Consider the following 19,962-nt stretch of genomic DNA (forward strand, 5'->3'; position numbering starts at 1 on the left):
GTTACACGACTAAGACCGAGTCTTAGCCGAGGCTGATCTGCACTTCCACACCGGCCGCAAGATCAAGCTTCATAAGAGCATCAACGGTTTTATCCGTTGGCTGGACGATGTCCAGAACGCGCTTATGAGTACGGATCTCGTACTGGTCACGCGCGTCTTTGTTGACGTGCGGGGAGACCAGAACGGTGAACCGCTCTTTACGGGTAGGCAGTGGAATTGGACCACGCACTTGAGCACCAGTACGTTTCGCGGTTTCCACGATTTCCTGGGTTGATTGGTCGATCAGGCGATGGTCGAAAGCCTTCAACCTGATACGGATTTGCTGATTTTGCATTGGATTTCAGACTCCGGCTGCTATTCCCACCGGGCGCAATACGCCCGTTAAAAGGAGGCGCAATTCTATAGACGCCCCAGATGGGTGTCAACCCAATAAAAAAGGCCCCCGCTGAGCGGGGGCCTTTTCAAAACATCAAAGCTATCTCGGTGAAGAGATTACTCGATGATTTTAGCTACAACGCCAGCACCAACGGTACGGCCGCCTTCACGGATAGCGAAGCGCAGACCGTCTTCCATTGCGATGGTTTTGATCAGGGTAACAGTCATCTGAATGTTGTCACCTGGCATTACCATTTCAACGCCTTCTGGCAGCTCGCAGTTACCAGTCACGTCAGTAGTACGGAAGTAGAACTGTGGACGGTAGCCTTTGAAGAACGGAGTGTGACGACCGCCTTCTTCCTTGCTCAGAACGTAAACTTCTGCGGTGAACTTGGTGTGCGGCTTAACCGAACCTGGCTTAACCAGAACCTGGCCACGCTCAACGTCGTCACGCTTGGTACCACGCAGCAGAACGCCGCAGTTCTCGCCAGCACGACCTTGGTCGAGCAGCTTGCGGAACATTTCAACACCGGTGCAGGTGGTGGTGGTGGTGTCACGCAGACCAACGATTTCCAGTGGGTCTTGAACGTTTACAACGCCACGCTCGATACGACCGGTAACAACGGTACCGCGACCGGAGATCGAGAACACGTCTTCGATTGGCATCAGGAACGGCTTGTCGATAGCGCGCTCTGGCTCTGGGATGTAGCTGTCCAGAGTTTCAACCAGCTTCTTGACGGCAGTGGTGCCCATCTCGTTGTCGTCCAGGCCTTCCAGAGCCATACGAGCCGAACCGATGATGATTGGAGTGTCATCGCCCGGGAAGTCGTAGGTGGACAGCAGGTCGCGAACTTCCATCTCAACCAGTTCCAGCAGCTCAGCGTCGTCTACCAGGTCGGCCTTGTTCAGGAAAACCACGATGTACGGAACGCCTACCTGACGGGACAGCAGGATGTGCTCACGGGTTTGTGGCATCGGACCATCAGCGGCCGAGCAAACCAGGATAGCGCCGTCCATTTGAGCAGCACCGGTGATCATGTTCTTCACATAGTCAGCGTGACCTGGGCAGTCAACGTGAGCGTAGTGACGGATCTTCGAGTTGTACTCAACGTGCGCGGTGTTGATGGTGATACCGCGAGCTTTTTCTTCTGGTGCGCTGTCGATCTTGTCGAAGTCAACACGAGCCGAACCGAAAACTTCGGAGCAGACGCGAGTCAGAGCAGCGGTCAGAGTGGTTTTACCGTGGTCAACGTGACCGATGGTGCCAACGTTGACGTGCGGAAGGGAACGATCAAATTTTTCTTTAGCCACGACAATTAACTCCTAGCCTAAAGGGGCTGAATCAGCCTTGTTTTTTGGTAACAGTTTCGACGATGTGCGACGGAGCTGTATTGTATTTTTTGAATTCCATAGAGTAGCTTGCGCGACCCTGGGACATCGAACGAACGTCGGTCGCATAACCGAACATCTCGCCCAACGGAACTTCAGCACGGATAACCTTACCGGAAACCGTATCTTCCATACCCAGAATCATGCCGCGACGACGGTTAAGGTCGCCCATCACGTCACCCATATAGTCTTCAGGCGTAACAACCTCTACCGCCATGATCGGCTCAAGCAGCTCACCACCGCCCTTCTGGGCCAGTTGCTTGGTCGCCATGGAAGCAGCCACCTTAAACGCCATCTCGTTCGAGTCGACGTCGTGGTAGGAACCATCAAACACGGTAGCCTTCAGGCCGATCAGCGGATAGCCGGCAACAACGCCGTTCTTCATCTGCTCTTCGATACCCTTCTGGATAGCCGGGATGTATTCCTTAGGAACCACACCACCCACTACTTCGTTCACGAATTGCAGACCTTCCTGACCTTCGTCAGCAGGAGCAAAACGGATCCAGCAATGGCCGAACTGGCCACGACCGCCGGACTGACGAACGAACTTGCCTTCGATTTCGCAGTTCTTCGTGATGCGCTCACGATACGAAACCTGAGGCTTACCGATGTTGGCTTCGACGTTGAACTCACGGCGCATCCGGTCAACCAGGATGTCCAGGTGCAGCTCGCCCATGCCAGAGATGATCGTTTGACCAGTCTCTTCATCAGTCTTGACGCGGAAAGACGGGTCTTCCTGAGCAAGCTTGCCCAGAGCGATACCCATTTTTTCCTGGTCATCCTTGGTCTTAGGCTCTACGGCAACCGAGATAACCGGCTCCGGGAAGTCCATGCGAACCAGGATGATTGGCTTGTCAGCGTTGCAGAGGGTTTCACCAGTGGTGACGTCCTTCATGCCGATCAGGGCCGCGATGTCGCCAGCGCGTACTTCCTTGATCTCTTCACGGGCGTTTGCGTGCATTTGCACCATACGACCCACGCGCTCTTTCTTGCCTTTAACCGAGTTGATCACGCCGTCGCCGGAGGCCAATACGCCCGAGTAAACGCGGACGAAGGTCAAGGTACCCACGAATGGGTCGGTAGCGATCTTGAACGCCAGAGCCGAGAACGGCTCGTTGTCGTCCGCGTGACGCTCCATCTCTTCTTCCTCGTTATCAGGGTTGGAACCCTTGATAGCAGGAATGTCGACAGGAGCCGGCAGGTAGTCGATAACGGCGTCGAGAACCAGGGGAACGCCCTTGTTCTTGAAGGAAGAACCGCAAACAGCCAGGACGATTTCGCCAGCGATAGTACGCTGACGCAGAGCGGCCTTGATTTCCTCGATGGTGAGTTCTTCACCTTCCAGGTACTTGTTCATCAGCTCTTCGCTGGCTTCGGCAGCAGCCTCAACCATGTTGCTGCGCCACTCTTCAGCCAGTTCCTGCAGTTCAGCAGGGATAGCTTCGCGACGTGGAGTCATGCCCTTGTCAGCATCGTTCCAGTAAACCGCTTCCATGGTCATCAGATCGATCTGACCCTGGAAGTTGTCTTCGGAACCGATAGCCAACTGGATTGGCACTGGAGTGTGGCCCAGACGCTGCTTGATCTGAGCGATCACGCGCAGGAAGTTAGCACCGGCACGGTCCATCTTGTTCACGTAAACAATACGTGGAACGCCGTACTTGTTGGCTTGACGCCATACGGTTTCGGACTGCGGCTCAACGCCGGAAGTACCACAGAACACAACGACAGCGCCGTCGAGTACACGCAGGGAACGTTCAACTTCAATGGTGAAGTCCACGTGGCCCGGGGTATCGATGACGTTGAAGCGGTATTGGTCTTTGTGCTGCTTGGCGGAACCCTGCCAGAAGGCGGTAATGGCAGCAGAAGTAATGGTAATACCACGCTCCTGCTCCTGCACCATCCAGTCAGTGGTCGCAGCGCCATCATGCACTTCGCCCATCTTGTGGCTTTTGCCAGTGTAAAAAAGGACGCGCTCGGTGGTGGTGGTTTTACCAGCATCCACGTGAGCAACGATACCAATGTTACGGTAGCGGTTAATCGGTGTAGTACGAGCCATAAAGCCCTCGCAAAATTAGTGACGCTAAAATTAGAAGCGGTAGTGCGAGAAAGCCTTGTTGGCTTCAGCCATACGGTGCACGTCTTCACGCTTCTTAACTGCAGCACCTTTACCTTCGGCGGCGTCCAGCAGTTCGCCAGCCAAACGCAGAGCCATAGACTTCTCGCCGCGCTTGCGGGCGAAGTCTACCAACCAGCGCATTGCCAGAGCGTTACGACGGGACGGACGAACTTCAACCGGAACCTGGTAAGTAGCACCGCCTACACGGCGCGACTTTACTTCGACCAGCGGAGCGATGGCGTCGAGAGCTTTCTCGAAGATTTCCAGGGGGTCGCTGTTCTTGCGTTCTTTAACCTTTTCCAGCGCGCCATAAACGATACGCTCGGCAACGGCTTTCTTGCCGCTTTCCATCACGTGGTTCATGAACTTGGCCAGGATTTGGCTTCCGTATTTTGGATCGTCAAGCACTTCGCGCTTGGCTGCTACGCGTCTTCTTGGCATGGATAAGCCCTCAAACGGTCTTCAGGTTCGCTCGGAATCGGTGCCCTTGCGGGACGCCTCCGACCTTACTCTTATCGACTCAGAAAAATAGAAAATCAGTTTTTACAAAAAGCCGCTACTACTTAGGCTTCTTGGTACCGTACTTCGAACGACCCTGGTTACGACCTTTAACGCCGGAAGTATCCAGAGAACCGCGTACGGTGTGGTAACGAACACCTGGCAAGTCTTTTACACGACCGCCGCGGATCAGTACCACGCTGTGCTCTTGCAGGTTGTGGCCTTCACCGCCGATGTACGAGGAAACCTCGAAACCGTTGGTCAGGCGCACACGGCATACTTTACGCAGTGCCGAGTTAGGTTTTTTCGGCGTGGTGGTGTACACACGGGTGCACACGCCACGGCGTTGCGGGCAGTTCTGCAGCGCAGGCACGTCGGATTTCTCGACGATACGCTTACGCGGCTGACGTACCAGCTGGTTGATAGTTGCCATCTACTAGCTCCACTGTTGTCTTGCGACGCTATTGTCTTGCAAGAAAAGCAAAATGGCAGGAACGAATTCCCGCCAAATTTAGGGGTACAAGAGTCTAAAGAGGATCTTGTCCCCAGTCAAGGCAAGGCCCCGACCTCCCCGCTCATCCAACCTCGACAAATTGTCTCGATTCGATGAACGGTGCGACCGGGGCCCCACGCTCATTTACCGCAGAACTCAGTTACCGCTCGAGTTCAGCGCTTCGGTCAGTGCAGCTTCCACTTCACTGGCGCTTACGCGCAACGGCTTGTCTGCATCACGACGACGCTTACGCTCGCTGTGATAAGCCAGGCCGGTACCAGCCGGGATCAGACGACCCACGACCACGTTTTCTTTCAGGCCGCGCAGGTAGTCGCGCTTGCCGGTTACCGCCGCTTCGGTCAGTACGCGAGTGGTTTCCTGGAAGGAAGCCGCCGAGATGAACGATTCGGTGGACAACGACGCCTTGGTGATACCCAGCAGAACGCGAGTGAACTTGGAGACAAACTTGTCTTCGCCGCTCAAACGCTCGTTCTCTACCAGAACGTGAGTCAATTCCATCTGGTCGCCCTTGATGAAACTGGAATCGCCGGATTCAGCGATTTCAACTTTACGCAGCATCTGACGCAGGATGGTCTCGATGTGCTTGTCGTTGATCTTCACGCCTTGCAGACGGTAAACGTCCTGGATCTCGTTGACGATGTACTTGGCCAGCGCACTCACACCCAGCAGACGCAGGATGTCGTGTGGATCGCTTGGACCGTCGGAGATAACTTCGCCGCGGTTTACCTGTTCGCCTTCGAACACGTTCAGGTGACGCCACTTCGGAATCAGCTCTTCGTACGGATCACTACCGTCGTTCGGGGTGATAACCAGACGGCGCTTGCCTTTGGTCTCTTTACCGAACGCGATGGTGCCGCTGACTTCAGCCAGAATCGACGCTTCTTTCGGACGACGAGCTTCGAACAAGTCGGCAACACGCGGCAGACCACCGGTGATGTCACGAGTCTTCGAAGTTTCTTGCGGGATACGAGCGATAACATCACCGATCGCGATCTTCGCACCGTCCGCTACACCGACCAGGGCGTTGGCTGGCAGGAAGTACTGAGCGATAACGTCAGTGCCTGGCAGCAACAGATCCTTGCCGTTGTCGTCGACCATCTTCACGGCAGGACGGATGTCCTTGCCAGCAGCTGGACGATCTTTGGCGTCGAGTACTTCAATGTTGGTCATACCGGTCAATTCGTCAGTCTGACGCTTGATCGTGATGCCTTCTTCCATGCCCACGTAGGTCACGGTACCTTTCATTTCGGTAACGATCGGGTGAGTGTGCGGATCCCACTTGGCCACGATTGCGCCAGCGTCGACCTTGTCACCTTCTTTAACCGAAATCACGGCACCGTACGGCAGCTTGTAACGCTCGCGCTCACGACCGAAGTCATCAGCGATGGCCAGCTCACCGGAACGGGACACAGCAACCAGGTGACCATCCACTCGCTCAACGTGCTTCAAATTGTGCAGACGGACGGTGCCGCCATTCTTCACCTGAACGCTGTCGGCTGCGGAGGTCCGGCTTGCCGCACCACCGATGTGGAACGTACGCATCGTCAGCTGGGTACCCGGCTCACCGATCGACTGTGCAGCGATTACGCCGACAGCTTCACCGATGTTCACCTGGTGACCGCGAGCCAAGTCACGGCCGTAGCACTTGGCGCAAATGCCGTAGCGGGTTTCGCAGCTGATCGGCGAGCGAACAATCACTTCGTCGATGCTGTTGAGTTCGATGAACTCGACCCACTTCTCGTCTACCAGGGTGCCAGCAGGAACGATGATGTCCTCGGTACCTGGCTTGAATACGTCACGGGCGATAACACGACCCAATACGCGTTCACCCAACGGCTCTACAACGTCACCGCCTTCAATGTGCGGTGTCATCAACAGACCGTGTTCGGTGCCGCAATCGATCTCGGTTACAACCAGATCTTGCGCCACGTCTACCAGACGACGAGTCAGGTAACCGGAGTTCGCAGTTTTCAACGCGGTATCCGCCAGACCCTTACGAGCACCGTGAGTAGAGATGAAGTACTGAAGTACGCTCAAACCTTCACGGAAGTTCGCAGTAATCGGCGTTTCAATGATGGAACCGTCCGGCTTGGCCATCAGGCCACGCATACCGGCCAGCTGACGAATCTGTGCTGCGGAACCCCGCGCACCAGAGTCAGCCATCATGTACATCGAGTTGAAGGATTCCTGGTCGACTTCGACGCCATGACGGTCGATGACTTTCTCTTTCGAGAGGTTGGCCATCATCGCCTTGGAGACTTCGTCGTTCGCTTTCGACCAAAGGTCGATCACTTTGTTGTACTTCTCGCCCTGGGTTACCAGGCCGGAGGCGTACTGACTTTCGATCTCTTTCACTTCGTCGGTGGCAGCACCGATGATGCGGGCTTTTTCATCCGGGATAACGAAGTCGTTAACACCGATGGAAACGCCGGAAATGGTCGAGTAAGCGAAACCGGTGTACATCAACTGGTCAGCGAAGATCACGGTCTCTTTCAAACCAACCACGCGGTAGCACTGGTTGATCAGCTTGGAGATCGCCTTTTTCTTCATTGGCAGGTTGACGACGTCGTAGGACAGACCTTTTGGCACAACCTGATACAGCAACGCACGGCCGACAGTAGTGTCGACGATACGAGTGCCGCTCACGCTGCCACCGTCACGGTCGTTGACGGTTTCGTTGATCCGCACTTTGACCTTGGCGTGCAGTGCGGCTTCGCCGGCACGGAACACACGGTCAACTTCCTGCAGATCCGCGAACACACGACCTTCGCCCTTGGCGTTGATCGCTTCACGAGTCATGTAGTACAGACCCAATACAACGTCCTGCGACGGAACGATGATTGGCTCACCGTTGGCTGGCGACAGAATGTTGTTGGTCGACATCATCAACGCACGCGCTTCGAGCTGGGCTTCCAGCGTCAGCGGTACGTGCACGGCCATTTGGTCGCCGTCGAAGTCGGCGTTGTACGCGGCGCAGACCAGAGGGTGCAGCTGGATAGCCTTACCTTCGATCAGTACCGGTTCAAACGCCTGGATACCCAGACGGTGAAGGGTCGGTGCACGGTTGAGAAGAACCGGGTGTTCGCGAATCACTTCAGCGAGAACGTCCCAAACTTCCGGCAGCTCGCGCTCGACCATCTTCTTGGCAGCTTTGATGGTGGTCGCGAGACCACGCATTTCCAGCTTGCCGAAAATGAACGGCTTGAACAGCTCGAGAGCCATTTTCTTCGGCAGACCGCACTGGTGCAGACGCAGGGTTGGACCTACGGTAATTACCGAACGACCGGAGTAGTCAACACGCTTACCGAGCAAGTTCTGACGGAAACGACCTTGCTTACCCTTGATCATGTCAGCCAGGGATTTCAGAGGACGCTTGTTGGAACCGGTGATAGCGCGGCCACGACGACCGTTGTCGAGCAGTGCGTCGACGGCTTCCTGCAACATACGCTTTTCGTTGCGCACGATGATGTCCGGAGCGGACAGATCCAGCAGGCGCTTCAAACGGTTGTTACGGTTGATCACTCGACGATACAGATCGTTGAGGTCGGAAGTCGCGAAGCGACCGCCATCCAGCGGGACCAGTGGACGCAGATCTGGCGGCAGAACCGGCAGAACGGTCAGCACCATCCACTCTGGCAGGTTGCCGGAACCCTGGAAGGCTTCCATCAACTTCAGACGCTTGGACAGCTTCTTGATCTTGGTTTCGGAGTTGGTTTGCGGAATCTCTTCACGCAGACGGCCAATCTCGTGTTCCAGGTCGATAGCGTGCAGCAGTTCACGGACAGCTTCAGCACCCATGCGGGCGTCGAAGTCATCACCGAACTCTTCCAGCGCTTCGAAGTACTGCTCGTCGTTGAGCAGCTGACCTTTTTCAAGGGTGGTCATGCCTGGATCGATAACGACATAGCTCTCGAAGTAGAGAACGCGTTCGATATCACGCAGGGTCATGTCCATCAGCAAGCCGATACGCGACGGCAGCGATTTCAGGAACCAGATGTGGGCAACTGGCGAGGCCAGTTCGATGTGCGCCATGCGCTCACGACGAACTTTTGCCAGCGCGACTTCAACGCCGCACTTCTCGCAGATCACACCACGGTGCTTCAAGCGCTTGTACTTACCGCACAGGCACTCGTAATCCTTTACCGGGCCAAAGATCTTGGCGCAGAACAGGCCGTCACGCTCAGGTTTGAACGTACGGTAGTTGATGGTTTCCGGCTTTTTAACTTCACCGAACGACCACGAACGGATCATCTCAGGCGATGCCAATCCAATACGGATGGCGTCGAACTCTTCGACTTGACCCTGGTTTTTCAGCAAATTCAGTAGGTCTTTCAAGGCCTTTCCTCCTGGCGGAGCAGAGAGCGGGCAATCCTGCCCCGCTCTCGATTCGCGTCACGTGTTATTCGGTTTCCAGATCGATATCGATGCCGAGGGAACGAATTTCCTTGATCAACACGTTGAAGGACTCGGGCATGCCCGGCTCCATACGGTGATCGCCATCCACGATGTTTTTGTACATCTTGGTACGGCCGTTCACATCGTCCGACTTCACTGTGAGCATTTCTTGCAGAGTGTAAGCGGCACCGTATGCTTCCAGTGCCCAGACCTCCATCTCCCCGAAACGCTGACCACCGAACTGCGCCTTACCACCCAGCGGCTGCTGGGTAACCAGGCTGTACGAACCGGTAGAACGAGCGTGCATCTTGTCGTCTACCAAGTGGTTCAGCTTCAGCATGTACATGTAGCCAACGGTAACCGGGCGCTCGAACTTGTTGCCGGTACGGCCGTCGGTCAGCTGCATCTGGCCGCTTTCTGGCAGGTCTGCCAGTTTCAGCATGGCCTTGATTTCGCTTTCCTTGGCACCGTCGAACACTGGAGTGGCCATTGGAACGCCGCCACGCAGGTTTTGAGCCAGATCCAGGATTTCCTGGTCGGAGAAGTCATCGAGGCTTTCCTGACGACCGCCGATCTCGTTATAGATCTCGTGCAGGAATTTACGCAGCTCGGCAACTTTACGCTGCTCTTCAACCATGCGGTTGATCTTCTCGCCCAGGCCCTTGGCCGCGAGGCCCAGGTGGGTTTCAAGGATCTGACCAACGTTCATACGCGAAGGTACGCCCAACGGGTTGAGGACGACGTCGACCGGGGTGCCATTGGCATCGTGCGGCATGTCTTCAACCGGCATGATCACGGAGACCACACCTTTGTTACCGTGACGACCGGCCATCTTGTCGCCCGGCTGGATGCGACGACGGATTGCCAGGTAAACCTTGACGATTTTCAGCACGCCTGGAGCCAGGTCATCGCCCTGCTGCAGTTTGCGCTTCTTGTCTTCGAACTTGTCGTCCAGCAGACGGCGGCGATCAACGATGTAGGCCTGGGCCTTCTCGAGCTGCTCGTTCAGAGCGTCTTCAGCCATGCGCAGTTTGAACCACTGGCCGTGCTCAAGACCGTCGAGTACTTCGTCGGTGATGTCCTGGCCTTTCTTCAGACCGGCGCCGCCTTCGGCTTTGTGGCCGACCAGAGCGGAACGCAGACGTTCGAAAGTAGCACCTTCAACGATACGGAACTCTTCGTTGAGGTCCTTGCGGATCTCGTCCAGCTGGGACTTCTCGATCGACAGTGCACGAGCATCACGCTCAACGCCGTCGCGGGTGAAGACCTGTACGTCGATGACAGTACCCTTGGTACCGGTAGGTACGCGCAGGGAAGTGTCTTTAACGTCGCTGGCTTTCTCACCGAAGATCGCACGCAGCAGTTTTTCTTCCGGAGTCAGTTGGGTCTCGCCTTTCGGAGTGACCTTACCAACCAGGATGTCGCCTGCGCCTACTTCAGCGCCTACATAAACGATACCGGCTTCGTCCAGCTTGTTCAGTGCAGCTTCACCCACGTTCGGGATGTCCGCAGTGATTTCCTCTGGGCCAAGCTTGGTGTCACGGGCCACACAGGTCAGTTCCTGGATGTGGATCGTGGTGAAACGGTCTTCTTGAACAACGCGTTCCGACAGGCAGATGGAGTCTTCGAAGTTGAAGCCGTTCCATGCCATGAAGGCGATGCGCATGTTCTGACCCAGCGCCAGTTCACCCATGTCGGTGGACGGGCCGTCGGCCATGATGTCGCTACGCTGGACCCGATCACCTTTACGCACCAGCGGACGCTGGTTGATGCAGGTGTTCTGGTTGGAGCGGGTGTATTTGGTCAGGTTGTAGATGTCGACACCGGCTTCACCGGTTTCAACTTCGTCATCAGCAACACGAACCACGATACGGCTGGCGTCGACAGAGTCGATCACGCCGCCACGACGAGCCACGACGCAAACGCCGGAGTCACGGGCTACGTTACGCTCCATGCCGGTACCTACCAGCGGCTTGTCAGCGCGCAGGGTTGGTACAGCTTGACGCTGCATGTTCGAACCCATCAACGCACGGTTGGCGTCGTCGTGCTCGAGGAACGGAATCAGCGACGCTGCGACCGAAACTACCTGCTTCGGCGAGACGTCCATCAAGGTGACGTCTTCCGGCGCCTTGACGGTGAATTCGTTCAAGTGACGAACAGCTACCAGCTCGTCGATCAGGACTTTCTTGTCGTTCATCGTGGCCGAAGCCTGAGCGATCACGTGATCAGCTTCTTCGATGGCAGACAGGAATACGATCTCGTCGGTGACCAGAGCGTCTTTCACCACACGGTACGGGCTCTCAAGGAAGCCGTACTGGTTGGTGCGCGCATAAGCCGCCAGGGAGTTGATCAGACCGATGTTCGGACCTTCCGGCGTTTCGATCGGGCATACACGACCGTAGTGAGTCGGGTGTACGTCACGAACTTCAAAGCCGGCGCGCTCACGAGTCAGACCGCCAGGGCCGAGTGCAGAGACACGACGCTTGTGGGTGATCTCGGACAGCGGGTTGTTCTGGTCCATGAACTGGGACAGCTGGCTGGAACCGAAGAACTCTTTCACCGCTGCAGCCACTGGCTTGGCGTTGATCAGGTCTTGCGGCATCAGGCCTTCGCTTTCAGCCATCGACAGACGCTCTTTGACCGCACGCTCAACACGTACCAGGCCAACGCGGAACTGGTTCTCGGCCATTTCGCCTACGCAGCGAACACGACGGTTACCCAGGTGGTCGATGTCATCGACGATGCCTTTACCGTTACGGATGTCGACCAGAGTCTTCAGTACCGCGACGATGTCTTCCTTGCACAGCACGCCCGAACCTTCGATCTCGGTACGACCGATACGACGGTTGAACTTCATCCGGCCGACCGCAGACAGGTCATAGCGCTCAGGGCTGAAGAACAGGTTGTTGAACAGGGTCTCGGCAGCGTCTTTGGTAGGCGGCTCGCCTGGACGCATCATGCGATAGATCTCGACCAGCGCTTCCAATTGGTTGCTGGTGGAATCGATCTTCAATGTGTCGGAGACGAACGGACCGCAGTCGATATCGTTGGTGTACAGAGTTTCGATGCGAACAACTTGAGCCTTGGCGATTTTGGCCAGGATCTCGGTGTTCAGCTCGGTGTTGCACTCTGCCAGGATTTCGCCGGTTGCCGGGTGCACGATGACCTTGGCGGTTGTGCGACCCAGGACGTAGTCCAGAGGCACATCCAGCTCTTTGATCCCGGCCTTTTCCAGCTGGTTGATGTGGCGAGCGGTGATACGACGACCCTGCTCGACAATAACCTTGCCTTTGTCATCCTGGATATCGAGGACAGCGATTTCACCGCGCAGGCGCTGAGGCACCAGCTCCAGGCTCAGGGTCTCGCCCTTCACGTGGAATACGTTGGTGGTGTAGAACGCGTCCAGCACTTCTTCAGTGGTATAGCCGAGCGCACGCAGCAGTACCGATGCAGGCAGCTTGCGACGACGGTCGATACGCACGAACACGCAGTCTTTCGGGTCGAACTCGAAGTCCAGCCACGAACCGCGGTAAGGAATGATGCGCGCGGAGTACAGCAGTTTACCGGAGCTGTGCGTCTTGCCACGGTCGTGGTCGAAGAACACGCCCGGGGAACGGTGCAGCTGGGAAACGATTACACGCTCGGTACCGTTGATTACGAAGGTACCGTTTTCAGTCATCAGTGGGATTTCGCCCATGTAGACTTCTTGCTCTTTGATGTCCTTGATCGCTTTGTTCGACGATTCTTTGTCGAAAATGATCAGGCGCACTTTTACCCGCAAAGGTACGGCGTAAGTTACACCGCGCAATACGCATTCTTTGACATCAAATGCCGGTTCGCCCAGGCGATAACCGACGTACTCCAGCGCAGCATTGCCGGAGTAGCTGATGATCGGGAAAACGGATTTGAAGGCCGCATGCAGGCCCACGTCGCGGAACTGATCTTTAGTCGCTCCCGCTTGCAAGAATTCACGATACGAATCCAGCTGGATGGCCAGGAGGTACGGCACATCCATGACGTCCGGCAACTTGCTAAAGTCCTTGCGGATACGTTTTTTCTCAGTATATGAGTAAGCCATCAGCGTTCCCCAGCTTGGTCACCTGCTTGTTTGGCCCCTCCCGACGGGAGCAGCCAGAAAATCGTGCAAACCCCATGGTTTGCGCCACCGCATCGGGTGGTTACAGCTCGTTACCGGCACCGACCCAGTCGGCTGCCAATAACGGAAAAAGGCCGGTGGCAAGAGCCACCAGCCATCAGCCTGTCGCTTAACGCTCGGGCTGGAAACGCAAAGTCGATGCTTACTTCAGCTCGACTTTAGCGCCTGCTTCTTCCAGAGCTGCTTTGGCTTTGTCAGCTGCGTCTTTGGCAACAGCTTCCAGAACCATGGCAGGAGCGCCGTCAACTACAGCCTTGGCTTCTTTCAGGCCCAGACCGGTCAGTTCACGTACTGCCTTGATCACGTTTACTTTCTTCTCGCCAGCTTCGGTCAGCATGACGTTGAATTCGGTTTGCTCTTCAGCAACGGCAGCAGCAACAGCTGGACCAGCCGAAGCAGCAGCAGCGGAAACGCCGAATTTTTCTTCGAAAGCTTTGATCAGCTCAACAACCTGCAGAACCGACATTTCAGCTACGGCGTTGAGGATATCTTCTTGGGAGATAGACATTACTGTATTTCCTGAATTGGGGGACGGCCTACGCGGCCATCGAAATAAACAAAAATACGCGAGAGAAAGTGCTCAGCCTTAGGCTGCGGCAGCTTCTTTTTGCTCGCGAACTGCAGCCAGAGTACGAGCCAGCTTGCTGGTAGCGCCTTGAATCACGCTCATCAGCTGCGAAATGGCTTCGTCGCGGGTCGGCAGTGTTGCCAGTACGTCGATTTGGTTAGCTGCGAGGAACTTGCCCTCGAACGCAGCTGCCTTGATCTCGAACTTGTCCTGACTCTTGGCGAACTCTTTGAACAAACGGGCAGCAGCGCCTGGATGATCCTTGGAGAACGCGATCAGAGTCGGGCCGGTGAACACGTCGTTGAGGACACTGTATTCAGTGTCAGCAACAGCGCGCTTGAGCAGGGTGTTACGTACAACACGTACGTATACGCCAGCTTCACGAGCCTCTTTACGGAGTCCGGTCATTGCGCCTACTGTCACACCACGGGCATCAGCCACGACAGCGGACAGAGCGACTTTGGCAGCCTCGTTGACTTCAGCGACGATGGCCTTCTTGTCTTCGAGATTAATTGCCACGGGTTTAACTCCTGCTTGTTACCGTTTCATCTGGCCGGAGCCGGATGTCGTTTTGGTGTCTGATTCGGTAAGGAACCGGGAGCACCATCTGCGTAGGCTTGTGGTTTAAGACTTGCGCCGCCTACGGTCTTGGATAGCCCCCGCCAGGCAGGGACCCCAATTTTTCAATTGGCGCAATCGCTTGCGCCAACCTGTGTCTTACGCGTCGAGCGAGCTTTGATCGATGATCAGACCTGGGCCCATAGTGGTGCTCAGGGTAACGCGCTTGACGTAAATGCCTTTCGAGGAAGCTGGCTTGATACGCTTCAGATCAGCGATCAGGGCTTCAACGTTTTCCTTCAGCTTGACGGCGTCGAAGCCCATCTTGCCAACGGAAGTGTGGATGATGCCGTTTTTGTCGGTGCGATAACGAACCTGACCAGCCTTGGCGTTTTTAACCGCGGTAGCTACGTCTGGAGTCACGGTACCAACTTTAGGGTTAGGCATCAGACCACGTGGACCGAGGATCTGACCCAACTGACCTACAACGCGCATTGCATCCGGGGATGCGATAACTACGTCATAGTTCAGGTCGCCGCCTTTCATTTCGGCAGCCAGGTCGTCCATACCTACACGGTCAGCGCCGGCAGCCAGAGCGGCCTCAGCAGCTGGACCCTGGGTGAACACAGCAACGCGAACGGTCTTGCCAGTGCCGTGAGGCAGCACAGTAGCGCTACGAACGACCTGGTCGGATTTACGCGGGTCAACACCCAGGTTTACAGCTACGTCGAACGACTCGCTGAACTTGACAGTCGACAGCTCAGCCAGCAGGGCAGCGGCGTCTACAATGTTGTAGGCCTTGCCTGCTTCGATTTTGCCGGCGATAGCCTTTTGACGCTTGGTCAGCTTAGCCATTACACACCCTCCACGTTAAGGCCCATGCTACGAGCAGAACCGGCGATGGTACGCACGGCTGCATCCATATCAGCTGCAGTCAGATCCGCGTTTTTGGTTTTCGCGATTTCTTCCAGCTGAGCACGAGTCACGGTGCCAACCTTAACGGTGTTCGGACGAGCGGAACCGCTGGTCAGACCGGCCGCCTTCTTCAGCAGAACCGAAGCAGGGGTGGATTTGGTTTCGAAAGTGAAGCTACGGTCGCTGTAGACAGTGATGATCACTGGAGTCGGCAGACCTGGCTCAAGACCCTGGGTACGGGCGTTGAAAGCCTTGCAGAATTCCATGATGTTCACGCCGTGTTGACCCAGAGCAGGACCAACAGGTGGGCTTGGGTTAGCCTGAGCGGCCTTCACTTGCAGCTTGATGTAAGCGGTAATCTTCTTGGCCATGAGGCACTCCAATTACGGGTTCAAACGCCTCGAAAGGCTCCCCGGTTACTTGCGCGTTTATCCCAGTGACGACAAAACCCCACAGCCTATGGCTGCGGGGTTGGGATTTTTGCTCAGCTAGACCTTTTCGACCTGGCTGAACTCTAGCTCTACCGGAGTAGAGCGACCGAAAATGAGCACAGCCACCTGGATGCGGCTCTTTTCGTAGTTAACTTCTTCAACAACACCGGTAAAGTCAGCGAACGGACCGTCATTGACACGCACCGACTCACCCGGCTCGAACAATGTCTTCGGCTTCGGCTTGTCGCTACCATCAGCAACGCGACGCAGAATCGCTTCTGCTTCTTTATCGGTGATTGGCGCAGGCTTGTCAGCGGTACCGCCGATGAAACCCATCACCCGAGGCGTGTCCTTGACCAAGTGCCAAGTACCCTCGTTCATATCCATCTGCACCAGCACGTAGCCAGGGAAGAATTTGCGTTCGCTTTTGCGCTTCTGGCCATTGCGCATCTCAACCACTTCTTCAGTGGGGACCAGAATCTCGCCGAAGCCATCTTCCATGCCAGCCAGCTTTACGCGCTCGATGAGCGAGCGCATTACATGCTTCTCGTAACCGGAGTAAGCATGCACAACATACCAACGCTTAGCCACGGGACACCCTTAGCCGACAATCAAGGAAACAAGCCAGCCGAGCAGGGAATCAAGCCCCCACAACAGCAACGCCATAACCAGAACAACAGCCACAACGATCAACGTGGTCTGCGTGGTTTCTTGGCGAGTTGGCCAAACGACTTTACGAATCTCGGTGCGCGCTTCCTTTACAAGAACAAAGAAAGACTTGCCCTTCACTGTCTGCAGGCCTACAAAGGCAGCTACAGCAGCAATCACGAGCAAAGCGAGCACACGGTACAGAATCGGCGAAGCAGAGAAGTACTGATTGCCAACAACGCCAACAGCCACCAAAGCAACTACTACTAGCCACTTGAGCAGATCGAAGCGAGAACCTTGAGCTTCAGCTTTAGGAGTCATCTATGAAGATCCTGTGAAAAGAAAGCCAGACACACCGAGTGAATCTGGCAGGTCAGGAGGGAATCGAACCCCCAACCTACGGTTTTGGAGACCGTCGCTCTGCCAATTGAGCTACTGACCTAAAACAAAATCAGGCCGACCATTATGCAGACCTGAAAAAGACTTTACAACCATTTACTCAATGACCTTGAGCACTCCGCCAGAACCAGGGACTCAGATCACCCCACGAACAACGAAGAACATCCCAGGCCATTAAAACAAAGGCAGATATTTTCATATCTGCCTTGTTATATGGAGCTCTTGAGCGGATTTGAACCGCTGACCTCACCCTTACCAAGGGTGTGCTCTACCAACTGAGCTACAAGAGCGCAACACTGTGCAAAACCTGCAAACTTGGAGCGGGTAGCGGGAATCGAACCCGCATCATCAGCTTGGAAGGCTGAGGTTCTACCACTAAACTATACCCGCGAGGCTTGCAGCTCTCGCTAAAATGGTGGAGGGGGAAGGATTCGAACCTTCGAAGTCGTAGACGTCAGATTTACAGTCTGATCCCTTTGGCCGCTCGGGAACCCCTCCTAAGCGAGCCGGCATTCTACATCATGCCAGCCTTCTGTCAAGCACTTTTCTCAATAAAAACTTGAGGTTAGCTGCGTTGACCCGCTTCACACCGCTTACCGTTTCCGGTGTTCGCTGTGGAGCGGGCGCCATTCTATGCAAACTATTCGAAGGGCGCAACCCCCTCGCAAGGCATTATTTTATGTTTTAACTCATTGAATTCTTTGGAAAGGTTTTGCAGCTGCAGTTCATCCAGCCAGCGCCTGCTTTCGGGGGCGATTCGCACCCAATAACCGGCCGTTTCAGCCCCACTCCGAGGTAGCGACTGGAACTTGACTTCCATCCCGCTCAACCGCCGCTCAACGGCTTGCGCCGCATCCAGACGAACATAGCCCCCCAGATAAAGGCAGCTTCCGTCAGGCAACACAGGCTTGGTTTTTTCCCTGGATGTATCAGCCGCCTCACTCAACAGGCGAATATCCTGCTGAGTCCCTTTATACAAGCTCAAAGACGTTACATCCTTGGCGCGCAGAGGGGCCTCCTGTTGATTCCAGATGTAATAGAACCCGTTGAGAACAAGCAGCAGCAGAAACAACCAACGCATAGAAACCTCAGGACAAGGGACAGGCCATAGCCAAACCGACAAACACCAGGTCCGGCACCACTTTGGCACGAGGCACGATCTCGGAAACGAGGTCTGCATCCCCACCGGTGAGGAATACGCTGAAATCCTCACCCCAATAGCTGTGGGCAAGTTCAAGCTGGGTTAGCACGAAACCGCGCAGCATCAACAGGCAGCCACGCTCGACAGCCTCAACAGTGGTACGACCGGGAACCAGACTCTCCAGGGCCTGTTCGGCTGCCAGATCGCCATAACGGATTTTCCGCGTATGAGTGCGCAGCTGATTGCGCATCAATGGCATGCCCGGGCATATGAAACCACCGAGATGCACTCCATCCGCCGCAACGAAATCAGCAGTAACAGCCGTACCGAAGTCGAGCACAAGAGAAGCGCCCCCAGCCAGGTGAAAACCGCCGAGCATTGCCAGCCAGCGATCAAGGCCCAGCCGCTCGAATTCTTCATAGCCATTACGGACACCCGACATCTCGCGGGCCGGTGTCGCGCACACCGCAGATACTCCGAACGCCTCAGCCAACAGACTCGTCAACGCACTGGTCTCATCGGCGGTCCTGACACTAACCAGGCGGCAGAAGGCAAGGGCTAGCCCACTGATAGCCCTTACGCCCTCCAGTAGAGCCAGATCCGAATCAACCACGCCCTCGCCTAACACCTGACGGGCATTGGTAGCGAGCACACGCCACTTGATGAAACTATTTCCGCAGTCGAGCTCAAGAATCATCACGCAACCTCAGGCTCAGCTCGCCACCACTGAAAACTTTCTCCACACCACCCACCTGCAGGCGCAAAGCACCCTGGTTATCGATACCCAGTACCTTGCCATCTATTTGGTTGGCACCCGCAATCAAAGACACGTCTCGCCCTTGCCACAGATGATTTTGCTCCCACTCCGCCTGGATAGCTGAAAAGCCACCGGCCTGATGTCGAGCAAGGTACTTCTCAAGCGTAACCCCCAATGCGGCGACCAGGACATTGCGATCAAACACCTTGCCGGACTCAAGCCGCATGGACGTCCACTGCTGATCAACCTCATCGGTTGCCTGCATATTCACATTTATCCCGATACCGAGAACAACGTGACACACGTCAGCAGGATCCCCCACCAGCTCCAGGAGTATGCCGGCGATCTTTTTCCGCCCCACCAGGACGTCGTTAGGCCACTTCAACCCAGCTCCCGCGATACCCAGGTCACGCAAGGTCTGCAGTGCGGCGAGCCCAACCACAAGACTCAGGCCTTCCAGTTGACGCATACCACCATCGATACGCAGGACAAGGCTGTAATAGACGTTTTCCGCGAAAGGACTTACCCATTTTCGACCGCGTCGACCGCGACCCGCAGTCTGCCGCTCAGCCAGCACCAGAAACGGCGCGGCCCGCCCTTGCTCGATGGCCCGCAGCGCCTGGGCATTGGTAGAGTCAATTGAGTCGAAAGTCAGGACAGGCCAGGCGCAGGAAGGCGCTCGCGCATTTATTGCCGCAGGATCAAGCAGCGCCAACGGCGTGGCCAACTGATAGCCGCGCCCGCGGACCTTATGAATAGACAAACCCAATTCGGCCTCCAGATGCTGAAGCTGCTTCCACACAGCACTGCGACTGACACCCAAGGCTGCGCCCAGGGCCTGGCCCGAATGGAATCGGCCATCTTTAAGAAGCTCTAACAACGTCAGCATGCAACTCTCGCCTCACAATGAGGCCCGCATAATAGCCACGCACCGAGCCATTGCATAGAAATCCCGACAAGCAAACTTTCTCGCGACCAAAAACAAAACCCCTACCTGCATACGCAGATAGGGGTTTCGGAATTTAATCTTGACGATGACCTACTCTCACATGGGGAAACCCCACACTACCATCGGCGATGCATCGTTTCACTGCTGAGT

The 19,962-nt window shown here is 55.7% G+C and carries 16 protein-coding genes and 4 tRNA genes; all 20 read right to left on the minus strand.

All coding sequences use genetic code 11. The features are described from left to right. Positions 1-22: 22 nt before the first annotated feature. The gene (gene rpsJ / locus KW839_RS21705; protein WP_003186070.1) at positions 23-334 is read right to left on the minus strand and encodes a 30S ribosomal protein S10; all 312 of its coding nucleotides are present in this window, start codon (positions 332-334) and stop codon (positions 23-25) included. A 158-nt stretch (positions 335-492) separates the two neighbouring features. After that, the gene (gene tuf / locus KW839_RS21710; RefSeq protein WP_060541894.1) at positions 493-1,686 is read right to left on the minus strand and encodes an elongation factor Tu; all 1,194 of its coding nucleotides are present in this window, start codon (positions 1,684-1,686) and stop codon (positions 493-495) included. Positions 1,687-1,717: 31 nt separating this feature from the next. Further along, the gene (gene fusA / locus KW839_RS21715; protein ID WP_060541895.1) at positions 1,718-3,823 is read right to left on the minus strand and encodes an elongation factor G; all 2,106 of its coding nucleotides are present in this window, start codon (positions 3,821-3,823) and stop codon (positions 1,718-1,720) included. A gap of 30 nt (positions 3,824-3,853) precedes the next feature. Beyond that, positions 3,854-4,324 carry a 30S ribosomal protein S7 gene (rpsG, locus tag KW839_RS21720; protein ID WP_002555493.1) on the minus strand — a complete coding sequence of 157 codons (471 nt, stop codon included), beginning with the start codon at positions 4,322-4,324 and terminating at the stop codon, positions 3,854-3,856. Between the two features lie 118 nt (positions 4,325-4,442). After that, positions 4,443-4,814, minus strand: a complete 372-nt coding sequence (gene rpsL / locus KW839_RS21725) for a 30S ribosomal protein S12 (RefSeq protein ID WP_002555494.1) — start codon at positions 4,812-4,814, stop codon at positions 4,443-4,445. A 216-nt stretch (positions 4,815-5,030) separates the two neighbouring features. After that, positions 5,031-9,230 carry a DNA-directed RNA polymerase subunit beta' gene (rpoC, locus tag KW839_RS21730; protein ID WP_060541896.1) on the minus strand — a complete coding sequence of 1,400 codons (4,200 nt, stop codon included), beginning with the start codon at positions 9,228-9,230 and terminating at the stop codon, positions 5,031-5,033. Between the two features lie 64 nt (positions 9,231-9,294). Then, positions 9,295-13,368, minus strand: coding sequence for a DNA-directed RNA polymerase subunit beta (rpoB, locus tag KW839_RS21735; RefSeq protein ID WP_007984407.1), 4,074 nt, complete (start codon positions 13,366-13,368; stop codon positions 9,295-9,297). 220 nt (positions 13,369-13,588) lie between these two features. After that, the gene (gene rplL, locus KW839_RS21740) at positions 13,589-13,954 is read right to left on the minus strand and encodes a 50S ribosomal protein L7/L12 (protein ID WP_060541897.1); all 366 of its coding nucleotides are present in this window, start codon (positions 13,952-13,954) and stop codon (positions 13,589-13,591) included. 78 nt (positions 13,955-14,032) lie between these two features. Then, on the minus strand, positions 14,033-14,533 hold the full coding sequence (gene rplJ / locus KW839_RS21745) for a 50S ribosomal protein L10 (RefSeq protein ID WP_060541898.1): 501 nt from the start codon (positions 14,531-14,533) through the stop codon (positions 14,033-14,035). A gap of 198 nt (positions 14,534-14,731) precedes the next feature. Next, complete coding sequence (gene rplA, locus KW839_RS21750) at positions 14,732-15,427, minus strand: 50S ribosomal protein L1 (protein ID WP_042561348.1); 696 nt, start codon at positions 15,425-15,427, stop codon at positions 14,732-14,734. Beyond that, positions 15,427-15,858, minus strand: a complete 432-nt coding sequence (gene rplK / locus KW839_RS21755; protein WP_003176435.1) for a 50S ribosomal protein L11 — start codon at positions 15,856-15,858, stop codon at positions 15,427-15,429. Before rplK ends, rplA begins: the two co-directional genes overlap by 1 nt. 117 nt (positions 15,859-15,975) lie before the next feature. Next, positions 15,976-16,509 carry a transcription termination/antitermination protein NusG gene (gene nusG / locus KW839_RS21760; RefSeq protein WP_007984405.1) on the minus strand — a complete coding sequence of 178 codons (534 nt, stop codon included), beginning with the start codon at positions 16,507-16,509 and terminating at the stop codon, positions 15,976-15,978. Between the two features lie 9 nt (positions 16,510-16,518). Continuing rightward, complete coding sequence (secE, locus tag KW839_RS21765; RefSeq protein WP_060541899.1) at positions 16,519-16,887, minus strand: preprotein translocase subunit SecE; 369 nt, start codon at positions 16,885-16,887, stop codon at positions 16,519-16,521. 45 nt (positions 16,888-16,932) lie between these two features. Further along, positions 16,933-17,008: transfer RNA gene (locus KW839_RS21770), tRNA-Trp, on the minus strand. 171 nt (positions 17,009-17,179) lie between these two features. Then, positions 17,180-17,255 (minus strand) — tRNA-Thr (locus tag KW839_RS21775). 26 nt (positions 17,256-17,281) lie between these two features. Next, a tRNA-Gly gene (locus KW839_RS21780) sits at positions 17,282-17,355 on the minus strand. Between the two features lie 23 nt (positions 17,356-17,378). Further along, positions 17,379-17,463, minus strand: a tRNA-Tyr gene (locus KW839_RS21785). A 142-nt stretch (positions 17,464-17,605) separates the two neighbouring features. Then, on the minus strand, positions 17,606-18,046 hold the full coding sequence (locus KW839_RS21790; RefSeq protein WP_218425453.1) for a hypothetical protein: 441 nt from the start codon (positions 18,044-18,046) through the stop codon (positions 17,606-17,608). 7 nt (positions 18,047-18,053) lie between these two features. Next, entirely contained in the window at positions 18,054-18,803 is a 750-nt protein-coding gene (locus KW839_RS21795; protein WP_060541901.1) for a pantothenate kinase, read from the minus strand. Next, the gene (gene birA, locus KW839_RS21800; protein ID WP_218425454.1) at positions 18,793-19,752 is read right to left on the minus strand and encodes a bifunctional biotin--[acetyl-CoA-carboxylase] ligase/biotin operon repressor BirA; all 960 of its coding nucleotides are present in this window, start codon (positions 19,750-19,752) and stop codon (positions 18,793-18,795) included. The genes KW839_RS21795 and birA overlap by 11 nt, the downstream gene beginning before the upstream one ends. Positions 19,753-19,962: the final 210 nt, after the last annotated feature.

Source organism: Pseudomonas sp. PDM31 (assembly GCF_019218965.1).
Lineage (GTDB): Bacteria > Pseudomonadota > Gammaproteobacteria > Pseudomonadales > Pseudomonadaceae > Aquipseudomonas.

Bases quoted from the DNA above. Each gene is read 5' to 3' on its own strand.
- rpsJ (WP_003186070.1), bottom strand. From the start codon at position 334: ATGCAAAATCAGCAAATCCGTATCAGGTTGAAGGCTTTCGACCATCGC.
- fusA (WP_060541895.1), bottom strand. From the start codon at position 3,823: ATGGCTCGTACTACACCGATTAACCGCTACCGTAACATTGGTATCGTT.
- rpsG (WP_002555493.1), bottom strand. From the start codon at position 4,324: ATGCCAAGAAGACGCGTAGCAGCCAAGCGCGAAGTGCTTGACGATCCA.
- rpsL (WP_002555494.1), bottom strand. From the start codon at position 4,814: ATGGCAACTATCAACCAGCTGGTACGTCAGCCGCGTAAGCGTATCGTC.
- rpoB (WP_007984407.1), bottom strand. From the start codon at position 13,368: ATGGCTTACTCATATACTGAGAAAAAACGTATCCGCAAGGACTTTAGC.
- rplL (WP_060541897.1), bottom strand. From the start codon at position 13,954: ATGTCTATCTCCCAAGAAGATATCCTCAACGCCGTAGCTGAAATGTCG.
- rplA (WP_042561348.1), bottom strand. From the start codon at position 15,427: ATGGCTAAGCTGACCAAGCGTCAAAAGGCTATCGCCGGCAAAATCGAA.
- rplK (WP_003176435.1), bottom strand. From the start codon at position 15,858: ATGGCCAAGAAGATTACCGCTTACATCAAGCTGCAAGTGAAGGCCGCT.
- secE (WP_060541899.1), bottom strand. From the start codon at position 16,887: ATGACTCCTAAAGCTGAAGCTCAAGGTTCTCGCTTCGATCTGCTCAAG.
- KW839_RS21790 (WP_218425453.1), bottom strand. From the start codon at position 18,046: ATGCGTTGGTTGTTTCTGCTGCTGCTTGTTCTCAACGGGTTCTATTAC.
- KW839_RS21795 (WP_060541901.1), bottom strand. From the start codon at position 18,803: ATGATTCTTGAGCTCGACTGCGGAAATAGTTTCATCAAGTGGCGTGTG.
- birA (WP_218425454.1), bottom strand. From the start codon at position 19,752: ATGCTGACGTTGTTAGAGCTTCTTAAAGATGGCCGATTCCATTCGGGC.